At 71.3% G+C, this 20,862-nt stretch carries 17 protein-coding genes; 4 read left to right on the forward strand and 13 right to left on the reverse strand.

What is annotated here, in order from left to right; translation table 11 throughout:
- Positions 1 to 41: 41 nt before the first annotated feature.
- The 9 genes from QLQ12_RS07250 to eno form a co-directional block, all read right to left on the reverse strand.
- Entirely contained in the window at positions 42 to 794 is a 753-nt protein-coding gene (locus QLQ12_RS07250; RefSeq protein ID WP_282758029.1) for a uracil-DNA glycosylase, read from the reverse strand.
- 110 nt (positions 795 to 904) lie between these two features.
- A complete protein-coding gene (locus QLQ12_RS07255; RefSeq protein ID WP_282758030.1) occupies positions 905 to 1,405 on the reverse strand; it encodes an LppU/SCO3897 family protein in 501 nt (166 codons plus the stop codon).
- Positions 1,406 to 1,503: 98 nt separating this feature from the next.
- On the reverse strand, positions 1,504 to 2,514 hold the full coding sequence (locus QLQ12_RS07260) for an HAAS signaling domain-containing protein (protein ID WP_282758031.1): 1,011 nt from the start codon (positions 2,512 to 2,514) through the stop codon (positions 1,504 to 1,506).
- Positions 2,511 to 2,840 carry a PadR family transcriptional regulator gene (locus QLQ12_RS07265; RefSeq protein WP_282758032.1) on the reverse strand — a complete coding sequence of 110 codons (330 nt, stop codon included), beginning with the start codon at positions 2,838 to 2,840 and terminating at the stop codon, positions 2,511 to 2,513. The genes QLQ12_RS07260 and QLQ12_RS07265 overlap by 4 nt, the downstream gene beginning before the upstream one ends.
- Before the next feature lie 76 nt (positions 2,841 to 2,916).
- Positions 2,917 to 3,831 carry a Ppx/GppA phosphatase family protein gene (locus tag QLQ12_RS07270; protein ID WP_282758034.1) on the reverse strand — a complete coding sequence of 305 codons (915 nt, stop codon included), beginning with the start codon at positions 3,829 to 3,831 and terminating at the stop codon, positions 2,917 to 2,919.
- The gene (locus tag QLQ12_RS07275; RefSeq protein ID WP_282758035.1) at positions 3,828 to 4,322 is read right to left on the reverse strand and encodes an amino-acid N-acetyltransferase; all 495 of its coding nucleotides are present in this window, start codon (positions 4,320 to 4,322) and stop codon (positions 3,828 to 3,830) included. The genes QLQ12_RS07270 and QLQ12_RS07275 overlap by 4 nt, the downstream gene beginning before the upstream one ends.
- Positions 4,319 to 4,822, reverse strand: coding sequence for a DUF501 domain-containing protein (locus QLQ12_RS07280; RefSeq protein WP_282758036.1), 504 nt, complete (start codon positions 4,820 to 4,822; stop codon positions 4,319 to 4,321). Before QLQ12_RS07280 ends, QLQ12_RS07275 begins: the two co-directional genes overlap by 4 nt.
- Before the next feature lie 10 nt (positions 4,823 to 4,832).
- A complete protein-coding gene (locus QLQ12_RS07285; RefSeq protein WP_282758038.1) occupies positions 4,833 to 5,495 on the reverse strand; it encodes an FtsB family cell division protein in 663 nt (220 codons plus the stop codon).
- 103 nt (positions 5,496 to 5,598) lie between these two features.
- On the reverse strand, positions 5,599 to 6,882 hold the full coding sequence (eno, locus tag QLQ12_RS07290; protein ID WP_282758040.1) for a phosphopyruvate hydratase: 1,284 nt from the start codon (positions 6,880 to 6,882) through the stop codon (positions 5,599 to 5,601).
- A gap of 171 nt (positions 6,883 to 7,053) precedes the next feature.
- Between eno and QLQ12_RS07295 the strand changes: the two genes are divergently transcribed.
- On the forward strand, positions 7,054 to 7,734 hold the full coding sequence (locus tag QLQ12_RS07295) for a hypothetical protein (RefSeq protein WP_282758041.1): 681 nt from the start codon (positions 7,054 to 7,056) through the stop codon (positions 7,732 to 7,734).
- 195 nt (positions 7,735 to 7,929) lie between these two features.
- Here QLQ12_RS07295 and QLQ12_RS07300 read toward each other — a convergent pair whose 3' ends face one another.
- The 4 genes from QLQ12_RS07300 to mfd form a co-directional block, all read right to left on the reverse strand.
- Positions 7,930 to 9,546 carry a DUF885 domain-containing protein gene (locus QLQ12_RS07300; RefSeq protein ID WP_282758043.1) on the reverse strand — a complete coding sequence of 539 codons (1,617 nt, stop codon included), beginning with the start codon at positions 9,544 to 9,546 and terminating at the stop codon, positions 7,930 to 7,932.
- Between the two features lie 82 nt (positions 9,547 to 9,628).
- Positions 9,629 to 10,612: a nucleoside triphosphate pyrophosphohydrolase gene (locus QLQ12_RS07305; RefSeq protein ID WP_282758045.1), complete on the reverse strand. Its 984-nt coding sequence runs from the start codon at positions 10,610 to 10,612 to the stop codon at positions 9,629 to 9,631.
- Entirely contained in the window at positions 10,609 to 11,427 is an 819-nt protein-coding gene (locus tag QLQ12_RS07310) for a hypothetical protein (protein WP_282758046.1), read from the reverse strand. Before QLQ12_RS07310 ends, QLQ12_RS07305 begins: the two co-directional genes overlap by 4 nt.
- Before the next feature lie 57 nt (positions 11,428 to 11,484).
- A complete protein-coding gene (gene mfd, locus QLQ12_RS07315) occupies positions 11,485 to 15,096 on the reverse strand; it encodes a transcription-repair coupling factor (protein WP_282758047.1) in 3,612 nt (1,203 codons plus the stop codon).
- A gap of 205 nt (positions 15,097 to 15,301) precedes the next feature.
- On the opposite strand from mfd, the gene QLQ12_RS07320 reads away from it, so the two are divergent.
- The 3 genes from QLQ12_RS07320 to glxA are packed head-to-tail and all read left to right on the forward strand — an operon-like array spanning position 15,302 to position 20,862.
- On the forward strand, positions 15,302 to 17,083 hold the full coding sequence (locus tag QLQ12_RS07320; protein ID WP_282758048.1) for a hydrogenase maturation protein: 1,782 nt from the start codon (positions 15,302 to 15,304) through the stop codon (positions 17,081 to 17,083).
- Between the two features lie 3 nt (positions 17,084 to 17,086).
- Positions 17,087 to 18,916, forward strand: coding sequence for a glycosyltransferase family 2 protein (locus QLQ12_RS07325; protein ID WP_282758049.1), 1,830 nt, complete (start codon positions 17,087 to 17,089; stop codon positions 18,914 to 18,916).
- Complete coding sequence (glxA, locus tag QLQ12_RS07330; protein WP_282758050.1) at positions 18,913 to 20,862, forward strand: radical copper oxidase GlxA; 1,950 nt, start codon at positions 18,913 to 18,915, stop codon at positions 20,860 to 20,862. Before QLQ12_RS07325 ends, glxA begins: the two co-directional genes overlap by 4 nt.

Consider the following 20,862-nt stretch of genomic DNA (forward strand, 5'->3'; position numbering starts at 1 on the left):
GAGGGCTCAGATCCGTGACTCGAGGGTTGTCGGCGCTCGCATCATGCCAGGCCCGCCAGTTCCTTCGCACGGCCGAACACCTCGTCCAGCATCGCCGGGGTCAGCCGGCCGGTGAAGGTGTTCTGCTGGCTGACGTGGAAACTGCCCAGGAGAACCGGTGCGCCGGGCACGGCGACCTGGGCGCCGTGCCCGAATTTCGGGCGCGGCACCGGCGGCCGGACCCCGTAGGCGGCGGTCATCGCCGGCCACCAGGCCGCCCAGGCGAAGGCGCCGAGAGCGACCACCACCCGCAGCGTGGGCCGGACCAGCTCCAGCTCACGGCGGAACCAGGGCGCGCAGGTGTCGCGTTCGCCGGGCAGCGGTTTGTTGTCGGGTGGGGCGCAGCGCACGGCAGCGAAGATCCGGGTGTGCCGCAGCGCGAGGCCGTCGTCGGCGGAGACACTGGTCGGCTGGTTGGCCAGCCCGGCCCGGTGCAGCGCGGCGAACAGCACGTCGCCGGAGCGGTCGCCGGTGAATATCCGCCCGGTGCGGTTGCCGCCGTGCGCGGCCGGCGCCAGGCCGAGGACGGCGATCTCGGCGTCGGCGGGACCGAACCCCGGGACCGGGCGGCCCCAGTACACCTGGTCACGGAAAGCGGCACGGCGCGCCACGGCGATGTCGGTGCGCCAGGCGACCAGGCGCGGACAGGCGAAACAGTCCGCGATGTGGGCGTCGAGCACGGTCAGCGAGGCGGTTTCGGCCGCCTGTGCGGCGACTTCCTCGGGGGTACGCGCGGACGCGCCGGACGGGAGCACCCGTCCAGCACAGCATCCCGGCGCGGAGGAAACGAACCCGGGTCGGCCCGGTGTCGCGGACGTCGAGCAGACGTCCTCGGCCGGACTTTTCGGATCTCAGGCCGCGCGGATCAGTTCGTCTTCACGCAGAGCAGGTAACCCTCGCCCTCGGCGCTGGCGATGATGTTCCCCTTCTCGCCGTCTTTCAGCTTCTCCTTGAGGATCGCGTCGCAGGCGGGGCTGTTGACGTCCTTGACCCCTTCGACACGGTCCAGCACGGTGTACTTGGCGGCGGAGGAGGAGCAGTCGACGATCTCCGCCTTGATCTCGCTGGCGGTCTCCGCCAGCTCGCTCTTGGAGCCGATGCAGTCACCGGCCTTGGCGTCCTTGGTCGCGTCCTCGGCGAAAGCGCTGCCGATGCCGATCTTGATCACCACGACGATCGCGATGACCGCGAGAGTGCCCAGGATGCCGAGTGCCTTGGCGAGGAACTTCTTCTTCGGCTTGACCTCCGGCGCACCGGGGAACTGCACGCCGGGCGGCGGCGGGAAGCCCTGTGCCCCGGCGTTCGGCGGCGGGAAGGACGGCGGGACGGCGCCGCCGGCCTGGGGCGGCACAGCCGGGTCAGTCATCGGGCTTTCCTCTCAGGGGGCGGCCGGCGTTGCCGGCCGGCACGCGAGGATAGCGATCTCCCTCGCGTGCTCGCGATCCCCCTAGCAGCCCGTATTCGTCACCTCGACACGGTCGGCGCCGGCGTGGTCGCGGCCGGGCCTGTGGACGAACCTGTGGACGAAGCCGGGGCCCCGCTCCCCTGAGGCACCGACGGGACGGCCGACGGCGCCGCCGATTCGCCGGCCCGGGTGCCGTCAGCCGGGAACGGCGCCTGGGCGAGGCAGTACGGATAGGTGCCGCTGCGCACCTGCGTCCAGTTGCCGTCCGCGTCGTAGCAGGAGGCCTCACCCAACTGGATGGGGTGCCCGTTCTGGTCGTAGAGCTGCACGCCCTGCAGAAGCCGGCCCTGCCCGTCATAGACGAAGACGTCACGGACCTCGTCGTAGCGGCTTCCCCCGTCGGTGTAGCTCACCTGGTCGTAGTAGTCACGCTGGGCGGCGGAGTCGACCTCGAAGAAGCCGACCACCGCGAAGAGCACCAGGAACGCCGTGCCGAGGCGGAGGAAGCGCCGCGGCCAGCGCCGGGCCGGAACCCCCCGGCGGCCCAGCCAGATCGAGCCGAGGATGCCGAGGGCGAGCAGGATGACGGCCGCGAAACCGTCGCCGTCGATCCGGGGCAGCAGGCCCAGCGGTTCGCTGGAGTCGTGCAGCATGAAGGCGACCGTCATGGCTGCCAGATAGCCCCGGAGAATCCACCAGGCGGGCCGCAGCAGCACGAGGAACTCACTGGCCCTCGGGTAGCCCAGAACGGGCCCGACCCGCGCGTCGGCGCGGTGCAGCAACCCGGCGATCCGGGCGCGATGCCGGGCCGCGGTCTCGGCGATGCGGGACTGCTCACCCGGTGGCTGCGGGCCGGCCGCGACACCGGCGCTGGCGCTGAGCTCGGCCGCGTAGGCGTCCGGCGGGCCGAGCCGCTCGTAGAGCGACCCACCGCCCTCGGCCAGCACCTCGGCCAGGTGTTCGGGCAGGTCTTCGAGCAGCTCGTCACGGGTGGCGGCGGGCAGGCCGGCGAGTGCCTGCCGGACGCCCTCCACGTAGACGGCGATCTCGTCCTGTGCCGTGAGGTTCACGCCTTCCCCCGCTCGCGAAGCAGATCTTCCATGATCGATGCGAATCCGTGCCAGACCTTGCCGGAACGCTGCAACTCGGCACGGCCGGCTTCGTTGAGTGCGTAGTACTTCCGGTGCGGGCCCTCGTCACTGGGCACCACGTAGCTGTTGAGCAGGCCGCCGTTGAAGAGCCGGCGCAGGGTGCCGTAGACCGAGGCGTCGCCCACGTCCTCCAGACCGGAGGCGCGCAGGCGGCGCAGGATGTCATAGCCGTAACCGTCCTCGTCGCGCAACACGGCGAGGACCGCCAAATCGAGCACGCCCTTGAGCAGCTGTGTCGGATCCACGCGGAGCACACTACTGCGCAATCCGAAGTACCGTCAACAGCGCACTACCCGGACGGGCAGTGCGGAAAAGGGACGGTCAGACGGCCAGGCCGAACGCGATGCCGTCGAGGATGTCGTGCTCGGAAGCGATCACGAAGTCGTGGCCGGAGCGCTCGATGATCGACTTCATGATCAGGGCGCCGCCGCCGATCACGTCGGCGCGACCGGGATGCATCACGGGCAGGGCCAGCCGCTCGGCGACGGTCATCGCCAGCAACTCGCCGGTCACCCGGGCGACGACCGGGGCGTCGATCCTGCTGTGGTGGATGCGCGTGGAGTCGTACACCTCGAGGTCGTGCGCGAGAGCGGCCACGGTGGTGACCGTCCCGGCCAGCCCGACCAGCGTCTTCGCGTCGTGGCCGGAGACGGCCGCCAAGGCCGTGTCGACGGCCTTGGCGATGTCCGCCTCTGCCGCCGCCAGCTCGGACGGGGTCGGCGGGTCGGTGTGCAGGTGCCGCTCGGTCATCCGGACACAGCCGATGTCCATCGAGATCGCGTGCTCGACGCCGGCCGTGCCGGTGACGAACTCGGTGGAGCCACCTCCCAGGTCGAAGACCAGGTAGGGGCCCTCGGCGTCGAGGCCCCGCACCGCCCCGGTGAAGGACAGCGCGGCCTCCTGCTCACCGGTGATCACCTCGGGCTCGATGCCCAGCACCCCCCGGACCATGCCACGGAAGTCCTGCGCGTTGGAGGCGTCCCGGCTGGCCGAGGTGGCGCACATCCGCACCCGGGTGACGCCCAACTCGGCGATCTCGGCGGCGTAGCCGAGCAACGCCTGCCGGGTCCGCTCGATCGCGGCGGCGGCGAGCATCCCGGTACGGTCGACGCCTTCCCCCAGCCGCACGATCTCCATCCGGCGGGACACGTCGACGAGTTTGTCGGAGTCCACGTCGGCGATCAGCAGGCGGATGGCGTTGGTGCCGCAGTCGATGGCGGCGACCCGCACACTCATAGGTGCAACAGCATTCTCGTGTTCCCCAGCGTGTTCGGCTTGACCCGTTCCAGGTCCAGGAATTCGGCCACACCCTCGTCGTACGAGCGCAGCAACTGCTCGTAGACGCCGTGCGGCACCGGTGCCCCGTCGATCTCGGTGAACCCGAACGACCCGAAGAACCGGGTCTCGAAGGTGAGGCAGAAGACCCGCCGCACGCCGAGCTCACGCGCCTGGTCGATGAGCGCCGCGACGATCCGGTGGCCGATCTTCCGGCCGCGCTGCGCCGGGTCCACGGCGACCGTGCGGATCTCCGCCAGGTCCTCCCACATCACGTGCAGCGCGCCGCAGCCCACCACCTGGTCCTGCTCGTCGGCCGCCACCCAGAACTCCTGCACCTGCTCGTACAGCGTGACGGTGGCCTTGCTGAGCAGCCGCCGGTCGGAGGTGTAGGCGTCCACCAGGGATCGGATCGCCCGGATGTCCCTGGTCTTCGCGCGACGGATCCTCACTCGTCGGCCGCGACGCGGACGCAGGGACCACCGGCCCAGTACGGCTCGATCGCGTCCCGCACCTCGTCGCCGAACGGGTTGACGCCCCGCCCGGCGGCCAGCGCGTGCCCGAGGTGGACGTGCAGGCACTTGACCCGGTCCGGCATGCCACCGGCCGAGACGTCCTTGATCTCCGGCACGTCGTCGATGGCGGTCCGCCGGTCCAGATAGTCCTGGTGGGCGGCCGCATACTTCTGGGCCAGCTCCGGGTCGGTGCTGAGACGGTCCTGCATGTCCCGCATGACGCCGGCCGACTCCAGCCGGCTGCACGCGGCGGTGGCGTGCGGGCACGTCAGATAGAACAGGGTCGGGAACGGCGTGCCGTCGTCCAGCCGTGGGGAGGTCTCCACCACGTCGGGATTGCCGCACGGGCAGCGGTGCGCGACCGCGCGGGTGCCGCGGGGCCGGCGGCCTAGCTGGGCCGCCACGATGTCGAGGTCGGCGGGTGTGGGTTGTTCCATCAGTGAGAAATCAGTCCTGGGGCTTCGCGGTGGACGGCTCTGTATCGGAAGACTCTGTACCGGGAGACTCTGTGCCGGGAGACTCTGTGCCGGCGGCTTGCACACTGCTCCACAGCGTGTCGTACCAGCGGTCGGGCGCGGCCGCCGGGGCAGGCGCCGCGGTGCTGCCGGCCCTCTCCTCGTCATACTCCACGACGACCAGCGGCGCCTCGCCGGGACGCACGTATTGCTGTCGTTCCCGGGCCTGGATGCGCAGGTACTCGGGATCGTTCCAGTTCTCCAGTTCCTTCGCCGCCTCGGCGATCCGCGCCCGCTGGTCGGCCGCCGCCTGTTTCATCTCGGCGATCCGCGACTCCTGCTCCAGGTACACCCGCAGGGGGTACGTGTAGGCGAGCGCCAAGGTGATGAGGAGCGCGAACACGACGGTGGCCCGGCTGGTCAGTGCGCTCGGCCGGGGAGCGTCGGTGCGCTCGGCGGACGTGCCGCCACCGGAGGAGCCACCGGCGGCACGGCGGGCCGACGGCGCGCGGACCGGGCCGGTGTTCCTCGTGCGGGACGAGGCGACTCTGGCGCGGGCGGTGGTGTCCCTGGTGCGGACCGGGGCGGGGCGGCCACCGGCGCCGGTGCGGCGGCGGCTCGGGCCCTGACCGCTCGGCGTGCGGCGTTCCGTCATCTCCGACCTCCCCCGCTAGCCGTCACCTGTCATGGCACCCGCCCCGAGAAATCTATGTCTCCCGGGACGGATACCACAAACTCGATGATCTGCCGTTACCAGGTCAGCTGACGCGGTAACGCGGGAAAGCGCCCGCACCGGCGTACCGGGCGGCGTTCTCCAGCTGCTCCTCGATGCGCAGGAGCTGGTTGTACTTGGCGACCCGGTCGGAACGCGCCGGGGCGCCGGTCTTGATCTGGCCGGAGCCGACCGCGACGGCCAGGTCGGCGATGGTGACGTCCTCGGTCTCGCCGGACCGGTGGCTCATCATCGTCTTGAAGCCGGCCCGGTGGGCCAGGTCCACGGCGTCCAGCGTCTCGGTGAGCGAGCCGATCTGGTTCACCTTGACCAGCAGGGCGTTGGCGGCCTTCTCGGCGATGCCGCGGGCCAGGCGCTGCGGGTTGGTGACGAACAGGTCGTCGCCGACGATCTGGACCTTGTCGCCGAGCTGAGCGGTCAGCGCGCTCCAGCCGGCCCAGTCCTCCTCGTCCAGCGGGTCCTCGATGGAGACGATCGGGTACTCGGCGGCCAGCTTCGCGTAGTACGCGATCATCTCGTCGGTCGACTTCGGGGAGCCCTCGAAGACGTACGATCCGTCCTTGTGGAACTCGGTCGCGGCGACGTCCATGGCCAGCACGATGTCGCTGCCCAAGTTGTAGCCGGCGGCCTGGACGGCCTCCGCGATCAGGTCCAGGGCGGCGGCGTTGGTCGGCAGGTCGGGCGCGAAGCCGCCCTCGTCGCCGAGACCGGTCGACAGGCCCTTCTTCTTCAGCACCGACTTGAGCGCGTGGTAGACCTCGGCACCGGCCCGGACCGCCTCGCGGAAGGTCGGCGCGCCGATCGGGGCGATCATGAACTCCTGGACATCGACGTTGGAGTCGGCGTGCGACCCACCGTTCAGGATGTTCATCATCGGCACCGGCAGCAGAGCCGCGTTCGGGCCGCCCAGGTAGCGGAACAGCGGCAGCTCGGCGGAGGCGGCAGCGGCCTTCGCCACGGCGAGCGAGACGCCGAGGATGGCGTTGGCGCCGAGCTCCGACTTTTCGGCGGTGCCGTCGAGGTCGAGCATCTTCTGGTCGATCAGGCGCTGGTCCGAGGCCTCGTAGCCGACCAGCTCGTCGATCAGCTTCTCTTCGATGTTCTCGACCGCTTTGAGAACACCCTTGCCGAGGTAGCGGCTCTTGTCACCGTCGCGGAGCTCGAGTGCCTCGAAAGCACCGGTGGAGGCGCCGGACGGCACCGCGGCGCGACCGACCGACCCGTCGTCCAGGCCGACCTCGACCTCAACGGTCGGGTTGCCCCGGGAATCGAGGATCTCGCGGGCGACGATCGCTTCAATGGTGGCCATTAGTCGTGTCGCTCCCTAACGTTTGTGCGTAAACAGTTTCGGTCCGCGACCCTGCGGGCCGACCACACCGCAGAGCGTATCGAGTCCGGCCATGACGCGTTCGCGCGGCCGGTGAACTCCCCCGCCGGATCGCCTCAAACCTGCGGCGTTCCTGCCGAACGTCTAGGCACTATGACCAGTAGCCTGTTTCCTCCCGACGGGTCGCGCGTCGAGGTGGACATCGAGGGCCGAAACCTCCCGGAAGTCCGGGTCGTCCGGGTCACCGATACCACCGTGACGCTGTCCCTGCCACTCGCGGACGCCGCCTTCACCACCGGGGCGGCGGTGACCACGCGCTGGCCGGCCGGCCCCAGAGGCCGCTTCGTCCAGCGCGGGGCCGTGTTGAAAGTCGACGAGAACCGGATCGACATCGCCCTCGCCGGCGAGCCGGCGATCGAGCAGTTGCGCAACTACGTGCGCGGCGGCGGCGGCGAGAGCATCCACCTGGTCCGGGCCGGCGAGCCGCAGAGCGTCGGGCAGGTGCACGACATCAGCGAGCGCGCGGTGCGAGCCCACTTCGGCGACGTCGACCTGCGGCCCGGGGAGGAGATGCTGCTCCGGGTGGAACTCGACAACGAGGTCGTCGAGTTCCCGGCCATCGCGTACCGGGTCGCGCAGATCCGCCAGCAGGTGCCGGTCCGCGGGCCGCTGGTGACCGAGATGGTCGCGCTCTTCGAACAGGACGAGCGACAGGCGAAGATCATTCGGCGGTACGTGCTGCGCCTCCAGCTGATCGCCCGGCGCGAGGCCGCGGCCGTCACCGAGCTGGCGGACGACACTCTGGCCGAGGCCGCCGCCATGGCCGCTCGATAAGCCGGGAGAAAACGCATTCGAGAACCGGCCGGAAGACCTCATGAATGGAGGGCTCTCGGCCGGTTGATCGTCGTACGATTCGCCCTCGCATCATCGACGTACGTCGCCGGACACCCGATTTGTGTGGAGCGCGCCGCATACGCCCTCTCCGCCGGTCCCGCTCCCCGGGCGGCCCGCGACGGGCGGCGAGGCGGGTCAGACGCCCAGCAGGGTGCGCAGGTGGCGCGGCGGCGGGGAGCCGTGGGCCAGCATCGCGTCGTGCCAGGCTTTCGGGGTGGCGCCGAACGGGCGGGCCGCCGCGATCGCCGCCACCTCGGTGTAACCGACGAAATAGGTGGAGAGCTGGGTCGAGGTGAGCAGCGCCCGCCGCCACTTGCCGGCCGCCTCGCCCTCCTCCTGGAAGCCGCGGCCGGTCATCAGCGCCATCGCCTCGGCCTCGGGCATGTCCTCGCAGTGGGTCAGCTGGTCGATGATGGCGTTGAGGCTCATCCGGAGCTGCATCTTGAGCTGCTGCACCCGGACCGGCGGGCCACCGAAGCCCAGGCCGGCCATCAGCTCCTCGGCGTAGACCGCCCAGCCCTCCACGAACGGGCCGGACAAGCCCAGCGAGCGCGCCCGGGTGGCGGCCCGGAACCGTCGTGAGTGGGCGATCTGCAGGAAGTGGCCGGGCATCGCCTCGTGGACGGTGAGATTGCGCAGCATCTCGTCGTTGTACTCGCGGTAGAAGCTGGCGATCCGCTCGGCCGGCCAGTCGGCGGGAGCGGGCGCGATGCAGTAGAACGTGGGCACGTCGGCGGTCTCCAGCGGGCCGGGCGGATCGCAGTAGGCCACCGCGACGCCCCGGGCGAACTCCGGCATCTCCTCGATGACGCACGGATCGTCCACCAGGGACACGATGTCGTGCCGGCGGACGAACTCGGTCGCCTCGTCCATGGTCACCTTGGCCAGCCCGACGATGGTGGTGTTGTCCGGGTGGCTCTCGGCGATGGAGGCGAGCGCGCGGCGCACGGTCTCGTCGGTGGCCGGGCCACCGGCCAGTTCGGAGGCGGCCGCCCGCAGGGCCCCGCCGACCCGGTCGAGGTTGTCCCAGGCCCGGGAGAGGATGTCGGCGGCCGGCAGCTCGGTGTCGAGGGTGTGCCAGAGCCGGGCCTCCCACAGGCGGCGGCCCAGACGCGGGTCGCGGCCGGGATCGTCACCCTCCAGCCGGGCCCGCAGCCAGCCGTCGAACTCGCCGAGGGCGGCCAGCGCGGCGGCGGCCGCCGGCTCCACGGTCGCGCGCATACCGGGCTCGCGGGCGAGCATGGCCGGAACCTCGTCACGGATCAGCCCGGCCGTGCCGGCGAACTGGCCGATCGCCGTCTCGGTGTGGATGCGGGGCACGTCACGCAGCACCGCGCGGGCGGTGGCGAGGGCGTCGGGGATCGCGGCGAGCCGGCCTGCGAGGCTGCCCAGGCGCTCGTCGAGCGGCGCGAACGGGCGGGCGATCAGGCCGTGCAGCAGTGGGCCGGGATTGTGCTCCAGCGGGTTCCACTCGTGCTCGCGGACCTCGGTCAGCTCGAACAGCGCCCGCTCCACCTGGGCGGTCAGGATCGCGTGGTCGACCTGGTCCTCGGGGGCGAGACCGTCGGGGTCGACGCCGGTGAGCGTGTCGGCGGCGTCGCGCAGCATCGCGGCCCGGCCGGACACACCGGACGTGGAGTGGTCGGGAAGGCGGTCGTCGAAGCGGTGGTCACCCGCGTACGACGCGGTCGTGGGGTCGCTCTCCAGGAGAGCGTCGACGATCCGTTCGGCAAGCGGTACGAACTCCGGCATGCCGTGAACCTACTGAACCTTTTTCAACCCCGCATGGGGAGTGGCCACCCGATCCGCTGATCGGTACCGGACCGCCCTCTCGTCATCGGGCGGGAGGTTCACCCGGAGCACCGGTGATGCGGGCGTCTTCCGCCGCCCGCACCGTTTCGGCGAAACTCAGCGCGGCCGCCCGCAGTTCCGCCTCGGCGTCGAGGCCCGCGGCCCGGGCCTCGGCGACCACCCGCAGCAGCAGGCCTCCGAGGTCGTCGCCTACCGGCAGGGGCACGTCGATCCCGCCCCGCTCGATCCGGTGCAGGATCTTCGCGGCCAGCGCGAGCGCGGGCTGGCTGAGCGCGATCCCGTCCAGCACGGAGTCGCGCGCCTTCTCCTCCCGCTTGATCCGCTCCCAGTTGGCGGTGATCTCCTCCAGGTCCGCGACCCGCTCGCCGGCGAAGACGTGCGGATTGCGCCGGATCATCTTGTCGACCAGGCCGGCGGCCACGTCGTCGATGCTCCACCGGTCGCTCTCCTCGCGCTCCTCGGCGAGCCGGGCGTGCAGCACCACCTGCAGCAGCACGTCACCGAGTTCCTCGCGGAGCGCGTCGGTGTCACCGCCGGTGATCGCGTCGTACGCCTCGTAGCTCTCCTCCAGCAGGTAGGGGGCGAGCGTCCGGTGGGTCTGCTCCCGTTTCCACGGGTCGCCGCCGGGCGAGACGAGCCGGTCCATCACCGCCACCGCGTCGAGCAGGCGGGCGCCGGGCGGGTCCCACGACCCGTACATCAGCTCCAGCTCGGCCAGGCCGGGCTCGCGGGCCAGGCGCAGGCCGAGCTGGCGGGCGAAGGACTGGTCTCCGTCGGGGCCGGCGAGCCAGACCGCGGCCGGCTGCCCGGCGATCGCGTCGAGGAACCCCTGCGCGTCGGTGTCCAGGATGGTCACCGGGACACCGGTCACCCGCAGCGCCTGGGTCTGGTTGTTCTCCGCGACGGCGAAGACGGGGTACGCCCGGACGGCGTCCCACGCCTCGGCGGTCAGCAGCCCCGCCGGCAGCCGGGGCGAGGTGACGAGAAGGACGATCCTGGTGCTCAAGAGACGTCGGCCACCGGAACCGACTGGTCGTCGCCGAAGTCGGTGGTGAGCAGGTGCAGGGTGGCGGTCTCGGTCTGGGTGCCGAGCACGCTCACCTCGAAGGGGTGGTAGCGCGGATTGACCTTGACCCGCAGGTCCGCGGCTGCCGTCTGGACCGCGTCGCGGATCAGCCCCGCGGCGGCGACCGCCTGCTGGTTCTGCGGCGACAGCGCGGCCTTCCATGCGGTGTAGTCCTGGCCGGGCGCGACGCCACCGGCGGCGGCCAGTTTGTCGTAGACGCGGCGCACATCCGCGTCGGCCGGCGCCGCGGCGGACGCGCCGACCGACTGCATCAGCGACCGGTAGAAGTACACGTTCTCGACGGAGAGGCGCACGTACGCGGAGTCGGTGGGCAGTTTCGCCTCGGCGGCGGCTTCGGCGTACGGCACATCGGCGGGCAGGTTTACCCGGCGCTGCTCCGCGACGCGCTCGTAGAGCTCGTGAGTGACCAGCGCGTGCACGATGTCGGCCCGGCTGAACGGCATCCGCACCGGTTTCGCCGTGATGGTGGGCGCCGGCTTGACCTTCTCACCGGCCTGCCGGGCCTTCTCCTCCTTGTCGCGCTGCGCCGTTTCGGCGGCCGCCGCTTCGGCACGCGCCTGGGTGGTCAGGGCGTCGTGCGCCTCGTCCCAGATCTCCTGGACCTCGCGCTCGGAGACCTGTCCGGCGGCACCGAGATAGGCGGCCACGGACGGCTCCGAGCGGCAGGCGGAGAGTCCTCCGACGGCGAGGGACGCGGCGACAACGGTGGAGGCGAGTCGGCGAGCACGCAGCATGGTCAACACTCTCTCACGCGCATTGTGATCTGCGTCGCCCCGCCCCCACACCGTTTCTCAGACTTTCGCCGGGACGGGGACCTCGCCGAGGACGTCCTTCAGGAGCTGGGCGCACCACTGCAGGAGGGCCTGGTCACGCAGTTGCTCGCCGCCGATCCGGCGGGTGCTGGGACGAGGGACGCTGACCTGGTCGGAGCCGGTCTTGTAGACGGAGTCCGGGTGGTAGCGCTTGAGCCGCATCTGCTTGGAGTCGGGCAGCGGCAGCGGGGAGAACCGGATGTGCTTGCCCTGCATGGAGACGTCGGTGAGGCCGTACGCCCGGGCCAGCTGGCGGAACCGAGCGACCGCGATGAGGTTCTCGACCTGGGCCGGCGGTTTGCCGTAGCGGTCGGTCATCTCGGCGACCACCTCGGTGAGCCGGGCGTCGTCGCGGGCCTCGGCCAGTTTGCGGTAGACCTCCAGGCGGAGACGCTCCACCGCGATGTAGTCGGTGGGCAGGTGCGCGTCGATCGGCAGGTCGATCTTGACCTCGGTCTCCTCCTCCGGGCGCTCACCCTTGAACTGGGCCACCGCCTCGCCGACCATCCGCACGTAGAGGTCGAACCCGACGCCCTCGATGTGGCCGGACTGCTCGCCGCCGAGCAGGTTGCCGGCGCCACGGATCTCCAGGTCCTTCATCGCCACATACATGCCGGCACCGAGCTCGGTGTGCTGGGCGATGGTGGCCAGGCGCTCGTGGGCGTGCTCGGTGAGCGGCTTCTCGCGGGGGTAGAGGAAGTAGGCGTACGCCCGCTCGCGGCCCCGGCCGACCCGGCCGCGGATCTGGTGCAGCTGGGCGAGGCCGAGCAGGTCGGCGCGCTCCAGGATGAGGGTGTTGGCGTTCGGGATGTCGATGCCGGACTCGACGATCGTGGTGCAGACCAGGACGTCGAACTCCTTCTCCCAGAAGCCGACCATCACCTTCTCCAGCTGCTCCTCGCTCATCTGGCCGTGCGCGATCGCGACCCGCGCCTCGGGGACCAGCTCGCGCAGCCTGCGGGCGGCCCGGTCGATCGACTCGACCCGGTTGTGCAGGTAGAAGACCTGGCCGTCGCGGAGAAGCTCGCGGTGGATGGCCGCGGCGACCTGCTTCTCGTCGTAGGCGCCGACGTAGGTGAGGACCGGGTGCCGCTCCTCCGGCGGGGTCGCGATGGTCGACATCTCGCGGATGCCGGTGATCGCCATCTCCAGGGTCCGCGGGATCGGGGTGGCCGACATGGTCAGCACGTCCACCGACGCGCGCAGCGCCTTGAGCTGCTCCTTGTGCTCGACGCCGAAGCGCTGCTCCTCGTCGACGATGATCAGGCCGAGGTTCTTGAACCGGGTCGACTTGGCGATCAGCCGGTGCGTGCCGATGACGATGTCGGCGGTGCCGGCGGCGGCCTCCTCCAGGGTGAGAGCGGCCTCCTTCGGCGTCTGGAACCGGGACAGCTGCTTGATCTGCACCGGGAACTGGCTCATCCGGTCGGTGAACGTGTTGAAGTGCTGCTGGGCCAGCAGCGTGGTGGGCACCAGCACGGCCACCTGCTTGCCGTCCTGGACCGCCTTGAACGCCGCCCGGACCGCGATCTCGGTCTTGCCGTAGCCGACGTCGCCGCAGATCAGCCTGTCCATCGGGACCTGCAGTTCCATGTCGTGCTTGACGTCGATGATGGCGGCCATCTGGTCGGGCGTCTCGGTGAACGGGAACGCGTCCTCCAGCTCGCGCTGCCACGGGGTGTCCGGGCCGAACGCGTGACCGGTGGAGGCCTGCCGGGCCGCGTAGAGCTGGATGAGCTGGGCGGCGATCTCCTTGACCGCCTTCTTGGCCCGGGCCTTGCTCTTCTGCCAGTCGGCGCCGCCCATCTTGTGCAGCGTGGGCGACTCGCCACCGACGTAGCGGGAGAGCTGGTCGAGCTGGTCGGTGGGCACGTAGAGCCGGTCGCCGGGCTGGCCCCGCTTGGAGGCGGCGTACTCGATGACCAGGTATTCCCGGTCGGCGCCGTTGACGGTGCGCTGCACCAGCTCGATGTAGCGGCCGATGCCGTGCTGCTCGTGCACCACGAAGTCGCCGGTCTTGAGTTCCAGCGGGTCGATGGTGTTGCGGCGGCGGGCCGGCATCTTGCGCATGTCCTTCGTGGACGCGCCCCGGCCGCCGGAGATGTCGTTGCCGGTGATCACCGCGAGCCGGGACGCCTCGTCGACGAACCCGTGGTTCAGGCCGCCGCAGGTGACCAGCAACTGGCCGGCTTCGACAGCGGAGGCGATCGCGTCGACCGGGGTGATGCCAAGGCCGGCGTCGCGGAGCAGCTCGGTCGCGCGCTGCGCGGTGCCCTTGCCCTCGAAGACCAGCGCGACCGCCCAGCCCTGCCCGGTCCAGCCGGCCAGGTCGGAGGCGAGCCGGGCGGTGTCGCCGTGATAGAGCGGGACCGGCTGCGCGGCCAGCGCGATCGCGTCACCGGCGTCCGGCGTGACCTCGACGACCGCGGAGTCCTCCCAGGGCAGGGCCTCCGGCGACGGGTCGGCGGTGGCCAGGCCGAACGGCGAGACGGTCCACCAGGGTTGCTTGAGAACGGCCGCGTGCGCGCGGACGTCGGCGAGGGTCTTGAAAGCCACGGCGCCCACGTCGATCGGCGCCTGGCCGCCGACGGCGGCCGCGGCCCAGGAGGCCTCGAGGAATTCGTCCGAGGTACGGGTGAGGTCGTGCGCCCGGGTGCGGATCCGCTCCGGGTCGCAGAGCAGCACGTGGGTACCCGCCGGCATGCAGTCGATCATCAGCTCCATGCTGTCGGTGCCGCTCAGCAGGGCCGGCGCCAGCGACTCCATGCCCTCGACCGGGATGCCCTCGGCGAGTTTGTCGAGGATCTCGGCCAGCTCCGGGTGCTGGGCGGCGAGATCGGCGGCCTTGGCGCGGACCGCCGGGGTGAGCAGCAGCTCGCGGCACGGCGGCGCCCACAGCCGCTGCACCTGGTCGATGGTCCGCTGGTCGGCGACGGCGAAGGTGCGGATCTCCTCCACCTCGTCACCCCAGAACTCGACCCGGGACGGGTGCTCGTCGGTGGGTGGGAAGACGTCCAGGATGCCGCCCCGGACCGCGAACTCGCCGCGCTTGGTGACCAGGTCGACGCGGGCGTACGCCATGTCGGAGAGCCGCCGCGCGACGGTTTCCAGCTCCGCTTCCCGGCCGGCGATCAGTTCCACCGGGTCGAGGTCGCCGAGGCCCTTGAGCTGCGGCTGCAACAGCGACCGGACCGGGGCGACGACGACGCGCAGCGGGTCCTCGGCGGGGTGGGCGAGGCGGCGCAGCACGGCGAGGCGGCGCCCGACCGTGTCGGACCGGGGCGACAGGCGCTCGTGCGGCAGCGTCTCCCACGACGGGTAGACGGCGACCAGGGCGGGGTCCATCAGACAGCCGAGGGCCTCGGCCAGGTCGTCGGCCTCGCGCGAGGTGGCGGTGACCGCGAGGACCGGCCGCTGGGCGCCGCCGATGTCGGCGGAGCCGGCGACCGTGGCCACCACGAACGGCCGCAACGAGACCGGAGCGGTCAGGTCGAGTGAGTCCGAATCGACGAAGCCTTTGGCGGCCAGGTCGCGGGCGCGGGCGAGACCGCGATCGCGCAGGGCGGCGGGAATCAGACCGGACAGTTGCATGACGAGTGACCCCCCGAGGGCACGACGAACGACCCCGGACCGGAAGAAGGGCGGGGGTGTGCCACCAGCTTAGTCCGACACACCGACAGATCCCGTACCCGCGCGGATTCCAACGTCGAGCCTTATCGCACAGCATGTCCGACATGCGGGCGGAGCCGCCGTGGAAGAGTGCCCGAACGTTGCACGGCAATCTGGGGGAGGCAACGTGCGGATCCTGCTGCTCTGCTCGGCGTTCAACGGCCTGAGCCAGCGCGTCTGGTGCGCTCTGCGCGATGCCGGGCACGACATCGGGGTGCTGCTGGCGACGAGCGAGCAAGACATGATCGACGGGGTGCGGGCGGCCGGCCCGGACCTCGTGGTCGGCCCGTTCCTCAAAGATCGCGTCCCGGCCGAGGTCTGGCAGCGCTGGCGCACGATCATCCTGCATCCCGGCCCGGTCGGCGACCGCGGACCGTCCTCTCTGGATTGGGCGATCACCGACGGCATGCGCACCTGGGGCGTGACCGCGCTGCAGGCGGTGCGGGAACTGGACGCCGGACCGATCTGGGCCACCCGCACCTTCGGGATGCCGGCCGCGCCACCCCGCAAGTCGGCCCTCTACGCCGGCCCGGTCGCCGACGCCGTGCTGGAGTGCGTCTTCGAGGTCGTGGCGAAGGCCGCCGACCCCGGATTCGTCCCGACGCCGGCCGACGACGCGCCGACCGCCACGCCCGGGGCCCGGCTCCGGCCGCGGATGCGGCAGGCCGACCGGTCCTTCGACTGGGCCGAACCGACCGAGACCATCCTGCGGCGCATCCGGGCCGCGGACGGCACGCCCGGCGTGCGCACCGAGGTGGGCGGGCTCACCGTGTACGCCTACGACGCGCACCCCGGCCTCGCCCGCGGCGACCGGCCCGGCACGATCCTGAGCCGCCGGCAGGGCGCCGTGCTCGTGACGACCGGGGACGGCAGCCTGTGGATCGGGCACCTGCGGCCCGCCGCCGAGGGCGGGATCAAGCTGCCGGCCACCACCGCGCTCGGCCGCCGGCTGCACGGCGTGCCGCACTCACCGGTCGCGGCGGAGGCCGAACCGGAGGCGCCGGGCGCCTACCGGCAGATCCGGTACCGGCGCACCGGGGCGGTGGGCTGGCTGCACTTCGACTTCTACAACGGCGCGATGGCGGCCGGGCACTCACGGCGGCTGCTGGCCGCGCTGCGCCACGGGGTCGCCCAGGACACCCGGGTGCTGGTGCTGCGCGGCGGCACCGAGGCGTTCAGCAACGGCATCCACCTCAACGTCATCGACGCGGCGCCCGATCCGGCGGCGGCCGGCTGGGCCGCGATCCGGGCGATCAACCAGGTGTGCCGGGAGATCATCACCTGCACCCGGCAGGTGATCGTGGCGGCGTACGCGGGCAGCGCCGGAGCCGGTGGGGCGATGCTCGGCCTGGGCGCGGACATCGTCGCCGCCCGGGACGGGATCGTGCTCAACCCGTACTACGACATCGGCCTGTTCGGGTCGGAGTTGCACACCTACACGCTGCCCCGGCGGGTAGGCGCCGACCACGCGCAGCGGCTGATCGACGACAGACTGCCGGTGAGCAGCGCGCACGCGGCCCGGATCGGCCTGGTGGACGAGGTCGGGCCACGACATCCGGAAGCGTACGCCCAGTGGCTCGCGGCCCTGGCCGAGCACCACAGCGACGTGCGGACCGCACGCAAGCGGCGCGCGGCGAAGGCGAGGCGGCTCGCCGCCGAGCGGATCCCCCTCGAGGTGTACGAGACACGCGAGCTCGCCGAGATGAGCCGCGATCTCTGGACCGACCGATCCGGGTTCGCGATCGCCCGCCACGCGTTCGTCCACAAGGTGCGGCCCGCCGGCACGCCGAGGCGCCTGCTGCCGGCCGCCGACTCCGGCCCGGCGGTGACCGGACGGATCCGCGCCGGCAACGCGGCGCCCGCCGACCGGCTCACCACGTTGCGTCCCGCCGTCCCGGTGACGGCCTGACCGATGAGCATCCTGCACACCCCCGACCCGGGGGCGACCCAGCCTGTCCGCTCCGAGCCCGCTCACGATCAGTCGATTCCCGCGCAGCGGCCGCCCGCCGGCCGTGCGCCGATGCCGAGCGACCTGCTCGGCAGCACTCTCATGCTCCCCCGGCAGTACGACTACAGCGCGTACAGCGTGCTGGCCGGCCCGGCCGACCAGGCGCCGGAGGACGGCCCCTACCGGGTGCGGATGCGGCGGATGGCCCGCCGGCGTCCGATCCGGACACTGCTGATCACACTGTTCGCCTTCGCCTTCGAGAGCACGTTCTTCGGCTGGCTGGTCACCTCGATCGAGATGCCGGACCAGCGGTTGCACACGATCCTCTACCTGGCCACCGGCTTCATGATCGTGGCGACCGCCGCGATCGAACTGTTCCGGCTGGTCAACGTGGTGACGTTGTGCCTGGCGACGTTCTGGGCGCGGGACCCGCAGCCGGTGGTGCCGGACACCTCGCTCCGGGTCGCGTTCCTCACCACGATCGTCCCCGGCAAGGAGCCGGTCGAGATGGTGGAGAAGACGCTGCGCGCCGCCCGGAAGGTCCGTTACGCCGGGCACTACGACGTGTGGCTGCTCGACGAGGGCGACGACCCGGTGGTCAAGCTGATGTGCCGGCGGCTCGGCGTGAAGCACTTCACCCGCCGCGGCGTCGAGGAGTTCAACACCGCGCGTGGCCGGTACAAGACGAAAACCAAGCACGGCAACTACAACTCGTGGCTGACCGCGCACGGCGACGCGTACGACGTGTTCGTCTCGGTCGATCCGGATCACGTCCCGGCGCCGAACCTGTGCGAGCGGCTGCTCGGCTATTTCCGTGACGCCGATGTCGCGTTCGTCGTCGGGCCGCAGATCTACGGCAACTACGACAACCGGGTGACCCGCTGGGCCGAGTCGCAGCAGTACCTGTTCCACTCGCTGCTGCAGCGGGCCGGCAACCGGCGCGGCATCGCCATGCTGGTCGGCACCAACAACGCGGTCCGCATCTCCGCGCTCCAGCAGATCGGCGGCCTCCAGGACTCGATCACCGAGGACATGGCCACCAGCCTGGAACTGCACGCCACCCGCAATCCCGCGACCGGCCGCCGCTGGGCCTCGGTCTACACGCCTGATGTGCTGGCCGTCGGTGAGGGCCCGTCGTCCTGGACCGACTTCTTCACACAGCAGCACCGCTGGTCGCGCGGCACCGACGAGGTGGTGGTGCGCCGCTTCGCCGCGATGCTGTGGCGGCTCGGCCCGGCCCGGGCGCTGCACTACGGGCTGCTGGTGTCGTACTACCCGCTGACCGCGGCGGCGTGGCTGCTCGGCGCGGTGAACGCGGCCTGTTTCCTGCTGCTCGGCGCGAAGGGCGTACAGGTGCCGGGTGAGGTCTGGCTGATGCTCTATGTGGACGCCGCGCTGTTCCAGGTCGGGCTCTACCTGTTCAACCGGCGGCACAACGTCAGCCCGCACGAGAAGTCCGGGTCGTCGGGGCTGGCCGGGATGCTCGCGTCCACGCTCTGCACCCCGGTGTACGTGTCCTCGTTCCTGTCGGCGGTGCTGCGCCGGAACACCGGTTTCGTGGTGACCCCGAAGGGCGACTCGACCAGCCCGGACCGGTTCGCCACGTTCGCGCCCGGTCTGCGCTGGGCCGCCCTCTACGCCGTGCTGCTGGCCGTCGCGCCGTTCGTCGGCAACGTCGACCCGGCCATGTACGCCTGGCCCGCCGTCAACCTCGCCATCTGTCTCACCCCGGTCGTGCTGTGGCTCAGCGCGCGCAAGAGCACGAAGAGCAAGAAGAAGGAGTCGCCGGTATGAAGCCCCGCTCGCGTCCCACCCTCGCCCGCCGTCTGGTGAGCGGTCTGGTCACGCTGGTGGTGCTGGCCGTCGTGGCGATGGCGAACCGCCCGATGGTGGCCGCCGCCGGCGAGGCGCTGCACACGTTCCAGATCAACCGCCAGTCCTACAAGGAACGTTACGGGCACTGGGCGCGGCTGCCGGTGCCCCGCGATTTCAAGGTCAACGCGATCCACGCGGCCCTGCTGCACACCGGCAAGATGCTGATCATCGCGGGCAGCGGCAACGACCGGGACGCGTTCGAGGAACAGTCGTTCCGGACCGTCCTCTACGACCCCCGCGACGACGAGTTCACCGAGGTGCCGACGCCGACCGACGTGTTCTGCGCCGGACACACCTTCCTGCCGGACGGCAAACTGCTGGTCGCCGGGGGCACCAAGTCGTACGAGGTGCTGGCGAAGGACGTCGAGCACGCCGCCGGCGTCATGAAGATCAAGAACGAGTCGCCGGACGGCGGTCCGCGACCCCTCCCGAAGGGCACCCGGCTGCTGTCCGCCACCGGCGAGGTCTACCGGACCCGGTCCAAGGTCACGGTGCCGGCCGCGCACAAGGCGACCCACGGCGCCACCACCACGGTGCACGCCGGCGAGGCCGAGGTCTGGGTGGACGCGGTGGCCGAGGGCGACCGCCCGGTGGTGAAGACCCCCGCCCAGTACTCGATCGACGGGCTGACCGGCGCCGCCGCCCGCAACCTCTACGGCGTCGCCGAGAAGATCACCCGCGAGAAGCAGGAGTACGGCGGCGACAAGACGTCGTACGAGTTCGACCCGCTGACCGAGCGCTACGTCCGCACCGGCGACATGCGCGACCACCGGTGGTACCCGACCCTGATCGGCCTGACCGGCGGGGACGTCATCGCGGTCTCCGGCCTGGACCAGTTCGGCCGGATCCTGCCCGGGCGCAACGAGCGGTACCTTCCGGCCGAGCGCCGCTGGGTGGCCGCACCCGAGCTCAAGCGCTACTTCCCCACCTATCCCGGCCTGCACCTGGCGGCCGACGGGCGGGTCTTCTACTCCGGCTCCAACTCCGGGTACGGCTCGGACACCGAGGGCCGTGCGCCGGGCCTCTGGAACGTCGAGCGCAACACCTTCGACGTGGTGCCCGGGCTGCGGGACGCCCACATGAACGAGACCAGCTCGTCGGTACTGCTGCCACCGGCCCAGGACCAGAAGGTGATGATCCTCGGCGGCGGTGGGGTCGGCGAGTCGGAGCACTCGACGGCCCGCACCGACATCGCCGACCTGGACGAGCGGAAGCCGCGATACCGGCCGGGCCCGGATCTGCCGAAACCGGCCCGGTACCTGTCCACCGTGGTGTTGCCGGACGACACCGTGTTCACGACCGGCGGCTCGTCCGGGTACCGAGGCGGGCCGTACCGGGGTGAGCCGCGCAGCGACCTGCTCAACTCGCAGATCTACCACCCGGGGCGCAACGCCTTCGAGACGGCGGCCGACTCGACGGTCGGCCGCAACTATCACGCCGAGGCCATTCTGCTGCCCGACGGCCGGGTGATCACCATGGGCGGCGACCCGCTCTACGACCGGACCGGGAAGAACGCCGGAACGTTCGAGAAGCGGATCGAGATCTACAGCCCGCCCTATCTGTTCCGTGGCGAACGGCCGGTGATCAGCGGCGGTCCAGCCGCGCTGGACCGGGGCGCGACCGCCGTGTTCGAGTCGCCGGACGCGGCCCGGATCGCCTCGGCCCGGCTGGTCCGGCCCAGCGCCGTCACCCACGTCACCGACGTCGACCAGCGGTCGGTCGCGCTGGGTCTGCGAAGGACCGGCAGCGCCGTCGAGGTGACAGTGCCGGAAAAGTCTGGTCTCGTACCGTCTGGGTGGTACATGCTGTTTCTTGTGGATGACAAAGGTGTGCCGTCGGTCGCCCGATGGGTGCGGGTGCGCTGA

The organism is Actinoplanes sandaracinus (assembly GCF_030009775.1).
Lineage (GTDB): Bacteria > Actinomycetota > Actinomycetes > Mycobacteriales > Micromonosporaceae > Actinoplanes > Actinoplanes sandaracinus.